We start from the raw sequence: 11,454 nt of genomic DNA on the forward strand, positions 1-11,454 counted from the left end.
CATCGACTTCACCAATTAACATCCAACTATTTCTTACTTCCTACTTCTTACTTCATACTTCCTACTTTTTAATTTTTACTTCTTCATCTCGCCTAGAGCCGCTGTTCGAGCTGCTCTTTTTTCAGGGCAAGACGCTTATTCGCCTTATAAATCTTCACGGCGATAAGAAAATAGGCTAGCAGGAGGGGGCCATACACCAATCCCATAATGCCAAAAAGAGGCAGGCCGATGATGACGCCGACAACGGTAATCAACGGATGAATATCGCCCACCTTTTTTGCGATGACTAAACGCAATACGTTATCTATGTTGATAACGAGGCCGAAGCCCCAGATCAATAGGCCGATACCCTGCCAGGAGTTTCCATGGGAAAGCAAGATCAAAGCTGCCGGTACGAAGATGAGTGGCGGCCCCAGTAACGGGATAAACGATAGGATAGCACAGATCACTCCCCAGAATAGCGGGTCTTCCACGCCGAAAATTACGAAGCCGAGAGCCAGACACCCCCCTTGAACGATGGCGATGATCGTTTGCCCGATAATATTGGAGTAAGTGATGTTCTTCAGCTCTTCGCCGAAGATGATCGCTTGTTCCTCGTCAAAAGGGAGGTAATGGATAAAGCTGTTTTCAAAACCTTTGTAGTTTACCAGCAGGAAGTAGAGGACAAAGTACATAACCGTGATCTCAAGGAATACGTTGGCTGCGCCCCCCAATACGGTTGTCAGCAGTCCGCCAACGTAGGCCGCGCTGGCTTGTAGCTGCTCTTTCAGCAGGTTCGGTTTTCCGAATAGATCTCCGGCAAACTTATTAACGGCATTTATAAGCTGTTTAATCCATGCCGGATCGTCCTGAAGCTCCAACGCCTTGCCGACGAGCATACTGCCGATGCCGAGGAATGGGAGAACAATAATGAAAACGGATATGGTGATGATCACAGCCGCCGTGAACGGTTTGGGCCAACGCCATCTTTCAATAAGGAAAATGTTTACTTTCCGGAATAAGGTATACATCACCAACGCTCCCAGTATCGCACCGTATATGCCCCGCATAGCGTACAATAAGATGCACCCGAGGGTGATGACGATAAGAAGAATGATGATGTTCCTCTCTTTTTGGGAAAAAACGGGATTGTTCATACAGTATGCGCTCTACAACTGTATGAACAATGGTCTAAAAATTTGGTTTTCGCTTTTCGAGGAAGGCGCGGACACCCTCTTTGAAATCCGGCGTGGTAAATGCATGGGCGAAGGCCTCAATCTCCGCGGGGTATCCCAACTCAGGCGCCCGGAGACCTGTATTTACGGTATTGATGGCTGCCATCAGTGCTGTTGAGGAACGGCTGTACATTTTGTTCAGTAGCTCTTCACATTTCGGGATGAGCTCATCCGCGGGGACGACATGGTTAACAAGTCCCCATTGCAGCGCTGTTTCAGCGTCGACCATATCGCCTGTCAGGATCATTTCCAGCGCTTTTCCGCGTCCGACCAGCTGAGGTAGCCGCTGTGTGCCGCCGTAACCGGGAATGAGGCCCAGCGATACCTCGGGCAGCCCCATCTTTGCGTCTACGGAGGCTATACGGAGATGACAGGCCAGAGCCAGTTCGAGCCCGCCTCCCAGAGCAAACCCGTTGATAGCAGCGACCACGGGCTTCGGAAAGTGATAAAGCACGTCCATAATCTCACGATGCCCCCAGGCAGCCAGCTCATGGGCTCCTTCAGGCGATAGTCCATCGAACTCGCGAATATCAGCCCCGGCGACAAAGGCACGTTCTCCTGCACCCGTCAGGATAATGCCGCGAACGTCTTCATCGGCTTGCAGTTGCTGTAGAATACTTGCGAGCTCCGTCAGCGTCGCCCGGTTCAGTGCATTTAGTTTTTCCGGCCTGTTAACCGTCAGGTAAGCCGTTTTGTTGTTTATTTCCAATAGAAAGTTTGTCCATGTTTCCATATCATTAAAAGTTTAAGTGAAGACTGACGCGGTAGCTGTCCCTGTCAACATTAGGCAGCCCCAGATAGTTTAAGCGGCGTATGTATTCCACCCTTAGCATACGAAAAATGTTGTCAATGCCGACCTTCCCTTCCCAGTAGGGAGATCTGTTCATGACGTGTGTCATGATCTGCCCGTCCTTATCCCGGTCGAAACGTATGACGTCGTTGCTCAAATACGGGTTGTTCCCATCGGTTAACCGGCCATAGAACATTTTGGCACCCCATATCTCCCGTAGATTGAGTTTTTTGACGAATGGTATCTTGTTAAAGATAAAACCTTCCAGCTGATGCTCTAACGAGAATCGTATGTACTCGTCAGCTACAAATTCCATGCTCCGCATCATGGAAAAATCAATGATATGCCTATCCTCTTCGCGGAAGACGTCAGGTAATTCCAGCAGGGGATAGGGGAGTGTCCCCCATATTTTTCCACCGGCTAATGTCATATCTGCGAAGCCCAGCTGCTTGAGGAAGAACCGCTTCGACACGAAGGCGCGCAAGGCGTCGAAAGCATAGTCGCCGCCCCAGAACCCTTCTAACCCACGATTATACTGCAGGTTGAATACCGGATATTTTTCGACGATGGTTCGCCGTACAAGGTTACGGTAGTAAAATTTCTCTTTGGGGGCCCACCGGAGTATAAACTCCAGTTCGTTGCTATTGATATCGGGAACATTAAGGGACGCATCTCCCGATGAGACAAAACGTAGATCACCTATTGCCCGCCGGCGGTGGTGTATGAACGAGGTCTGAAAGCTGACATGATTCCCAAACTCAATGAGGTGCTTAAGTTGGTAGGCGTATGTATCCATCCATTTAGTAGGCCTATTCCTGCGGATCGACTGAAAGAAGCTGTCTCCTTTTTGGAAACCTAAGTTCCGGCCGGGGTCGAAGATATCATGCTGGACAGCCACCTGGATGAAATGTGCCGGGAAGGTGGCTACAGACTGTCCGTTTAAAGCCAGGGTCGGACGGATGAAATACTTCACATTTTTGTCGTCTGTGCCGTACGCCACATACCCCTCCAGAAAGAGCTTTTCCGAAAACGCTGCGGTAGTCCGGCCACTGATACGTATTCTGTTCCCTTCGATATTGTTTTGTGAATAAAGATATTCAAGTGGTCCGAATTCAACTCGCCCCGCGTTATAGAATCCTTGCCCGAGGAGGTATCCCACCGCGAGCATCGTGTTGAAGGTCCGGTTGTTGTTTAACGAGTCGATATTGGTGTAGACGTTGCTTTCGACCGTGGACAGCTGTATCGGACGGCGGCTCTCTACAACCTGTGCATCGCCCTGCGCAGAAGGCAGAATTTCAGTTGGCGCACCGGCAAAGACCTCGTCTGAAAACGTCGGAGCGAAGTTATAATCGTAGTTGAGGGTTGTTTTGCGACCGTATACCGCATCTCTACGGTTCGTGCCGAACATGATGTCGACGTCGCTGCGCTCCATCACCATGCGGTGCTGTGCGTTAGGACGGTACTGCAGCGAAATCTGTATCTCGTTCACCCAGTTTAAATTGGCTTCCTTGTTGGCATGTAAATCGGCTCTCCGCACAGCGAACCTGCCGTCCATCGTGATCTGAAGACTGCCGCTGAGGAGAAGATCTGTTTTGTTCCGCGGCTCAAATTGCAGTTGTATACATCTGCCCTCGTCTGTCTGAATCGTATCGGTGATATAATATTTGTAAAATACAGGAGCGTTGCCCGCGATGGGGCTCAAAAATAGCTTGTTAATAAGAAAGATGTTTTCGTCGTAGATTTCGACATCCTGAAAGAGGTATGAAAGGTAGGACTGTATGTTATGGTTGTTGACATACCGTTGATCGAAGTTTGTCTGTTTGATGGACTTGACCCTCTTTTTGAAGGCCTTAGGGTCGTTCTTAGAATAAACATCGCTCAGCTGTTCCTGCATAAATATGGTCAACAGACGGTCGCCAGGCGATGTCAGCGTGTCGACATTTTTGAAGAAAAAGCCCATACTGCCGAGGCGTGACTGATACTTCTCGGACGGATTTACCAGTCCGAACTGCAGCTTATCATATTGCTGGAAGGACAGTCGTGGCTGATTCTCCAGCCGGTTGGCGCGTTTGTGTTTAATAACCTGGTGAATGAGGTCTACGGCAGGGTTGCGGTTTCTGTATTTCTGCTTGCGTGATATTTCCACGGCGTCAATGAGATGCTCATTGTTGTTAAGTTCCACGAGGATTTTTTCCTGAGGACTGGAATACAGAACCACCTGCTCTTCATAACCGATAGCCGACACGGCCAGCTGAATGGGAAGTCCTCTGTCGATCGTAAAACTAAAACGCCCACTGGAATCGCAGGAGGTACCCTGAGCGGAACCTGCTAGCTTGACGCTCGCCAAGGGTATCCCGCGGCCGCTGTCTTTGTCAACGACAGTTCCCGTTATCTTTTGTTGGGCCAGGCATAGTTGTACACTAAGGGTAAGCAAGCAGACTATTAATTTCAACAAGTTAAATCTCCTCATATTCTAAAATGGCCCTGCATAAAGATACAATTTGTACTATAAGATCAAAATGAATTTAGAAAAAACTCTTGTAGAACAGCGAAAACAGTAAGCCATACAGTTATTAGGTGGCGATCTAAGGCCGGTAGTTTTCTGCAGCAACGCGTACGGCAGCAACAGGCGACTTTAACCGCTCCTCATTTTATTGACAAACAGAAAAGGTTTTTGTTTATGCGGGAGCTAATAATATCGGCAATAAACAGCATTTTCAGCGGGATATTTTCGCTACGTCACGTAAAAATCTAGTCACAGCTGGTTATTTTCACAGAAAACTCCGACATTTAGGCGAATAACTAAGCAAGTGTATATGAATTTGTCTAAAAAGTTACAAACTATGCGTGTACACACGCGAACATTGGTATTTAGTGGTGTGATGCTGGTATCTGTTCATGCGCAGGGACAGTGGGGCAGGCCTGCCGAACAAAAGCTCGATCCAGTTGTGGAACGCATTGTCAAGGAGGCTACCGAGGGATCGCAGCTGGAGCGTCTCGCCTTTGAACTACTGGATGTTGTAGGTCCCCGTTTGGTGGGAACACCACAGATGAACAAAGCCAACGAGTGGGCGGTAAAGACGTTTCAGAGTTGGGGCATTCCGGCAGAAAATCAGCAGTTTGGCGAGTGGCGCGGCTGGGAACGTGGGATCTCTCATATCGATATGACCTATCCCCGTCTGAAGACGCTCGCGGGCACGCAGCTGGCGTGGAGCCCGAGTACGAAAGGAAAAGCTATAGAGGGAGAGGTTGTTATCTTGCCTACCTTCACCAATCAACAGGATTTTGAAAAATGGCTTCCGCAGGTAAAAGGCAAATATGTCATGGTTTCGATGTATCAGCCGACGGGACGCCCTGACCACAACTGGGAGCAGTATGCGCGACCGGCGTCATTTGAGCGCATGAAGAAAGAAAGAGACTCTCTTATCCGGGTGTTCGACGATAATATCCGTGCCACAGGACTATCTGCCAACTCGTTGCCAGGCAGGCTAGAAGACGCGGGGGCGTTAGGTGTGCTTTCCAGCTTTTGGTCGAGGGAGTTTGGCGCGAACAAGATCTTTGGAGCCCGTACACAGCGCGTACCTTCGGTAGACATCTCGCTGGAAGACTACGGCCTGTTATACCGTTTAGCGAAAAACGGGATAACGCCTAAAGTAAAGATTGAAACAAGCTCGAAGGATCTCGGTAACGTCCCTTCCTTCAATACGATAGCGCAGATCAAGGGTACGGAGCTGCCCGATGAGTATGTTATCCTTTCTGCTCATTTGGATTCCTGGGAAGGTGGATCAGGGGCCACCGACAATGGGACCGGCACATTGGCCATGATGGAAGTGGCCCGCGTTTTAAAAACCGTGTTTCCGAATCCTAAACGTACTATCCTGATAGGCCTGTGGGGGAGTGAAGAGCAGGGATTGAACGGATCGAGAGCATTTGTGCTGGACAATCCGGCCATCGTCGAAAAGACGCAGGCCGTGTTTAATCTGGATAACGGAACCGGCCGCGTAGAAAATATTAACGGCTCGGGCTTCGTTCATGCGTACGATTTCATAGGACGCTGGCTCCAGGCTGTCCCCAATGGAATAACCAGGGACATCAAGACAACATTTCCGGGAAGTCCCGGAGGTGGCGGATCAGATCATGCGTCCTTTGTTGCTGCCGGTGTTCCTGCATTCATGTTGAGCTCGCTGTCATGGGGCTACTTTAACAATACCTGGCATACGAACCTGGACACATACGATAAACTGGTGTTCGATGATCTGCGGGATAACGTGATTTTGACGGCAGTGATGGCCTATAAGGCGGCACAGGAAGATAAACTCGTGGATCGCGAGCGCCGTGTGCTCCCTGACGGACAGAACGGCGAAGCGGGGCAATGGCCAGCTATCCGCCAACCCCGGAGAACGGGCGTAGGATACTAGTAGCATATGCTCGACACTTCTTTACGAGCTCAGAAATTCAATAGCAATGCCGAGTGAGGGCCTTCAGGCAGGCTTCAGAAAAGTAAGGGAGGTGACAACGCAGCTTGTGAGAAGGCAGGTCCTTAAACCGGTTAATACGACGAAGCCTTTCATGATAGGACCATGAAAGGCTTCGTTACATGAGGGCTATCGCCAGGATTTATACCTGTTAATTAGTCCGTTTGTTGACGAGTCGTGCGAGCTAACCGCTTCGTCGCTGCGTAGTTCGGGCAAAATCTTATTCGCCAATTGTTTTCCAAGCTCGACTCCCCATTGGTCGAAGCTGAATACGTTCCAGATGACGCCCTGTACAAAAATTTTATGTTCGTATAGTGCAATTAGGCTTCCCAATGTATATGGAGTAATCTTTTTGATCAGAAACGAGTTGGTGGGACGGTTACCTTCGAACACCTTAAAGTTTTTCAGTCTTGCGATCTCGTCGTCAGTCTTCCCGGCCTTTTTCAGCTCGGCCACGACCTCCTCTTCGGTTTTTCCGTTCATAAGTGCTTCCGTTTGTGCAAAGAAGTTCGATAAGAGCAGCTGATGGTGGTCGCCAATAGGGTTATGTGACACTGCCGGCGCAATAAAGTCGCAGGGGATCAGCTTGGTTCCCTGATGTATGAGCTGGTAAAAAGCATGCTGACCGTTTGTGCCCGGCTCTCCCCAGATAATGGGGCCGGTTTGGTACTCCACGCGTTTTCCGTTGCGGTCAACATATTTTCCGTTACTTTCCATATCTCCCTGCTGGAAGTAAGCTGCGAAGCGATGGAGGTACTGGTCGTACGGTAGGATGGCATGGCTTTCAGCATCGAAGAAGTTGTTGTACCAGATGCCTAGAAGCGCCAGGATAACCGGGATGTTCTCTTCGAAATCAGCCGTTCTGAAGTGTACGTCGGCTGCGTAGGCTCCCCGTAGCAGTTCTTCAAAGTTGTCAAAGCCTACTCCCAGGGCTATCGACAGCCCGATGGCCGACCACAAAGAGTAACGGCCGCCTACCCAATCCCAGAATTCAAACATGTTTTTGGTATCTATACCAAAGGCAGCTACGCCTTGCGCATTGGTGCTTAACGCAGCAAAATGCTTGGCCACATCGCCTTCTGATGCGCCAGATTGAAGGAACCATTCCCGCGCAGACGTGGCGTTGGCCATGGTTTCCTGCGTGGTGAAGGTTTTGGACGCAATCAAAAATAGGGTTGTTTCCGGGTCGATCTTTTTTAAGGTTTCGGCGATATGGGTTCCGTCCACATTTGAAACGAAGTGCATGTTTAGGCGGCTCTTGTAAGCCTTCAATGCCTCTGTAACCATGACGGGGCCGAGGTCGGATCCGCCGATACCGATATTAACGACGTCCGTGATTTCTTTACCCGTGTATCCCTTCCATTCGCCGGAGAGAATCCGGTTGGTAAAATCTTTCATATGCGCGAGCACTGCACGGACTTTGGGCATAACATCTTCGCCGTCGACGTGAACGGGGCGATCAGACTGGTTGCGCAGCGCCGTATGTAACACCGGCCGGTCTTCCGTCGCGTTGATACGTTCTCCATTGAACATGGCTTCTATGGCATCGGACAGGCGGCATTCTTTGGCCAGCTGCACCAATAGTGCCACGGTCTGATCATTAATCCTGTTCTTTGAGAAATCGAGTAGGATGTCCTCCAGTTGGATGGAAAATTTCTCAAAGCGCGCCGGGTCTTCAGCAAACAGTTCTTTCAAAGACTGCTCGTTGAGTGTGATGTAATGATCGGCCAGATATTTGTAAGCTTGTGTTGTTGTAAAATCTACATTAGGAAACATATGTACTGTTTTGTTTTGTACCAAAGATAACGATTGCCGCTTAATAACCGTAACACCTTTTGGTATATTAACGGATGTTCATCATGAAATGTCCATGTTCTTTCGTGGCGCACGATCCTATAGGGCCAGTCCGCCGACTCCCGCTTACAAATAGACAGCAGGTCATCACGCGTGTATTAGGCTTTCTACCGTGCTGGACATACTAGGTTTGCTGGCTAGCACTACAGCAGTAGTACGCCGCGATTACCGGCTAGTACAAAAAGCCGAATAGCCAAAGGGGAATTTTCTCATCGATACCTATCTCAAGGTTATCTGCGGCAATGAAAGCATTTTCTACTCCTGCGATTTGTTTTCGACTTTTGCCTTTGCCCCCGACTTCGATCGTCACCTTGCGATCTACCAAAAAATCGCCAGCAGAAGGTAGTGAAACTTCATGCTTGGCATTGCGTAGTTGGTTGAGCAGAAACGACTCTCTGCGGCTACCTTGATTGGCTTCGGATAAAGAGATAGCACGGTGTAGATTGGGGTTTTCCAAATACACCTTTTCGGGTTTTTGTAAAATACTTATACTAGCACCCGCAGGATTTAGCATATTAATTAAGCGAGCCTTTTCTAAATAGTGGAGATACTGGGTAACAGTTTGCCGACTAATGCCTATTTTACTGCTTAGTTTACTGATGTTTGGTTTGAAGGGAACATTCTCCGCTAATATGGCGAGCAACTGCATCACTTTGTTCGTGTTGTTGATGTCAAAGCCGTCAACAAATCGTAGTTCGGTCTCGATAATCAGTCGGATAACCTGCTCGATGCGAAGAAAATAAGTACGGATATTTTCTTTAAAAAACGGGTAATAGCCGTGATCGAGATAAGCTTCAAAATAGGGTATCGGCTTGAAGTGTTTACTTAATTTAAATGCGATTTGCGTATGCTGGCTTAGTATGTCCGATAAGCTTATGACTTCCCCGGAATAAACATCTGCAAAACGTAAATATTCTCGAAAGGAAAGCCCTGCCAACTCATAGAATATTGCCCGTCGGCTAAGGTCGGCTTCTTGCTGATAAATATCGATGACAGAGGAGCCAGTGAATACGATGGAGATATCGTTATAGGTATCATAGATATTCTTGATCTCCCGAGCCCAGCCGCTGTATTTATGGACCTCATCGATGAATAAGACTTTTCCGCCTCTCGACCTGAAGGTTTCTGCTACCTCCATAAGGGTATTGCTCGCGAAATAGATGTCGTCCAGCGATATATAAAGTGCTGTATCGTCGCTTGGAAAGGCCAATTTCATGCGTTGAAGTAACAGCGTTGTTTTCCCAGTTCCCCGTGCACCCAATATTCCCACTAGTCTATCCGACCAATCAATTTGATGGTAAAGATGGCGGATATGTAACGTATCCATCTCCTCGCGGAGGAAGACTGATTTGAGTTTTATTCTCTCCATTTGCAAACTGTTGTTTACAAAAATAGCAATAAATTGTTAACTTGACTTATCAATAGATGGTTAACTTTGATAAGTTGAGTTAATAATTCCTACTTATCTTCAAGCACCTGCGAAGTTGCGAATAGTTAGATTCTCCCCGAGGACTTCTTTCTTACCAAAATACTTCATCGCTGCAAATTCTGTCATGACAACCGAAAACGGAGAGTTGAGCGCTGTGCTTGGATTTCCTTCGAAAAGTTCGAAGCCGGCCCGAGCAACGGGCGGTTAAGGGGCGGTGTTGGTTCGGTGTTTTGTTTTACTCATCGCGTAAGCTGTTTACGGGATTTGCACGCGCCGCCCGCCAGGTCTGCCAGGCAATCGTACTCATCGCAATGGCGATGCAGAGCACCCCGGCCCCTAAAAACATCCACCACGCCAAAGGAACGCGGTATGCGAAACTCCGAAGCCAGTTATCCATCATCCACCAGGCCAATGGCGTGGCTATCAAGCAGGCAATAACCGTCAGCTTGAAGAAATCCCGGGCAAGAAGTACAACAATATTAACGACCGATGATCCCAGAACTTTACGGATTCCGATTTCCTTGATGCGTCCGTTGATCATGAGGAGAGCTAGCCCAAACAGCCCAAGGCAGGAAATGGCAATGGCAACTACCGCTCCGCCGATAACAATCTGTGCGAAGCGCTGCTCGCTCTTATACATGTTTTGGGTGTTTTCCTCTAAGTACGAGGCAGGGATACCTGCCTTCGGGTTTATCCTTTTCCATATGTGTTCCACCTTATTCAAGGTCTCACGTAGGTGGTCTGTCTGAACGCGGACAAAAATATATTCCACCGGAAAGATTGTCGGGTTTATCGAAAGCATCAACGGGCCGACCTGACGACGCAGATCTTGAAAGTTAAAATCGTCGATGATGCCAATAACCCGTGGATCGCCGTCCATGGCCACCGTTTTGCCAAGTATGTTGTCAGCTCCGCCGAGAAGAGCGGCCATCTGCTGGTTTATCAGGACGGCAGCGGTATCCGTGGTAAAGACACGATCGAAGTCGCGGCCGGCGACCAGTTTAATCCCCAATGTTTTTAGATAGTCGTAATCCACGCGCATGAAGTTGGTGTAGACCTGCCGTCCCTGGAATTCAAATCCAAACCGGCTGGCAGATATACTTCCGTCGCGGCCACGGCCTATATTGATGTCGGAGGCGCTAACCCCTTGTACCCATGGCTGTGCCTCAAGTTCCACGCGCATCTGCTGTAAAACGGCCTCGGGATCTACCCCCGTGCCTATCGGGATACTGATCACCTCCGACTTGTCAAAGCCAAGCGGACGATTGGCAATATAGTGAAGCTGCGAGCTGATCACAATGGTGGATATGATCAAAACAGTAGCAACGGTAAACTGGAGTACAGTCAGGCTATTGCGCAGGCCGCCCGTCTTGATGTCGGTATTCCCCTTCAGCGTCTGGATGATACTGGTACGGGCGATCCTCCATGCGGGATATCCCCCCGCGATCAGCGTCATTAATCCAAAGGCTATTGCAAAGTATAGAATATCTGCCAGACGGAAAAGCTGTTGAATGCGCAGGGTGTAGTTCATCATGGCATTATATTCCGGCAGTATTAGCCACGCCATGCCTACACATAGTGCATTATTACCATTTCTAAACTTTTCATATTATTATGTTGTACTTCCTTAGCCTTACTCACTCCTCAATAGCCCTCTCCGGCATAAAATCCTTTGGACTACACTCAAAAAAC

Annotated in this window: 7 protein-coding genes; 1 reads left to right on the top strand and 6 read right to left on the bottom strand. The window is 48.8% G+C overall.

What is annotated here, in order from left to right; genetic code table 11:
- Positions 1–92: 92 nt before the first annotated feature.
- From BC792_RS01610 to BC792_RS01620, 3 genes are read right to left on the bottom strand one after another with little or no spacing between them, the layout of a single operon-like run.
- A complete protein-coding gene (locus BC792_RS01610; RefSeq protein WP_148907226.1) occupies positions 93–1,136 on the bottom strand; it encodes an AI-2E family transporter in 1,044 nt (347 codons plus the stop codon).
- Positions 1,137–1,170: 34 nt separating this feature from the next.
- Positions 1,171–1,947 carry an enoyl-CoA hydratase/isomerase family protein gene (locus tag BC792_RS01615; protein WP_148907227.1) on the bottom strand — a complete coding sequence of 259 codons (777 nt, stop codon included), beginning with the start codon at positions 1,945–1,947 and terminating at the stop codon, positions 1,171–1,173.
- A gap of 4 nt (positions 1,948–1,951) precedes the next feature.
- Positions 1,952–4,474 carry a DUF5686 family protein gene (locus BC792_RS01620; RefSeq protein WP_148907228.1) on the bottom strand — a complete coding sequence of 841 codons (2,523 nt, stop codon included), beginning with the start codon at positions 4,472–4,474 and terminating at the stop codon, positions 1,952–1,954.
- 373 nt (positions 4,475–4,847) lie between these two features.
- Here BC792_RS01620 and BC792_RS01625 point away from each other — a divergent pair, with 373 nt between their 5' ends.
- On the top strand, positions 4,848–6,422 hold the full coding sequence (locus tag BC792_RS01625; protein ID WP_148907229.1) for a M20/M25/M40 family metallo-hydrolase: 1,575 nt from the start codon (positions 4,848–4,850) through the stop codon (positions 6,420–6,422).
- Between the two features lie 186 nt (positions 6,423–6,608).
- Here BC792_RS01625 and pgi read toward each other — a convergent pair whose 3' ends face one another.
- From pgi to BC792_RS01640, 3 genes are all read right to left on the bottom strand, one after another.
- Complete coding sequence (gene pgi, locus BC792_RS01630) at positions 6,609–8,255, bottom strand: glucose-6-phosphate isomerase (protein WP_148907230.1); 1,647 nt, start codon at positions 8,253–8,255, stop codon at positions 6,609–6,611.
- A 250-nt stretch (positions 8,256–8,505) separates the two neighbouring features.
- Positions 8,506–9,702 (bottom strand): ATP-binding protein, encoded by a 1,197-nt coding sequence (locus BC792_RS01635; RefSeq protein ID WP_148907231.1) that lies wholly within the window; start codon positions 9,700–9,702, stop codon positions 8,506–8,508.
- 295 nt (positions 9,703–9,997) lie between these two features.
- Positions 9,998–11,329, bottom strand: coding sequence for an ABC transporter permease (locus BC792_RS01640; RefSeq protein WP_148907232.1), 1,332 nt, complete (start codon positions 11,327–11,329; stop codon positions 9,998–10,000).
- Positions 11,330–11,454: the final 125 nt, after the last annotated feature.

Origin of the sequence: Sphingobacterium allocomposti (assembly GCF_008124885.1) — a bacterium.
Taxonomy (GTDB): Bacteria; Bacteroidota; Bacteroidia; order Sphingobacteriales; family Sphingobacteriaceae; genus Sphingobacterium; species Sphingobacterium allocomposti.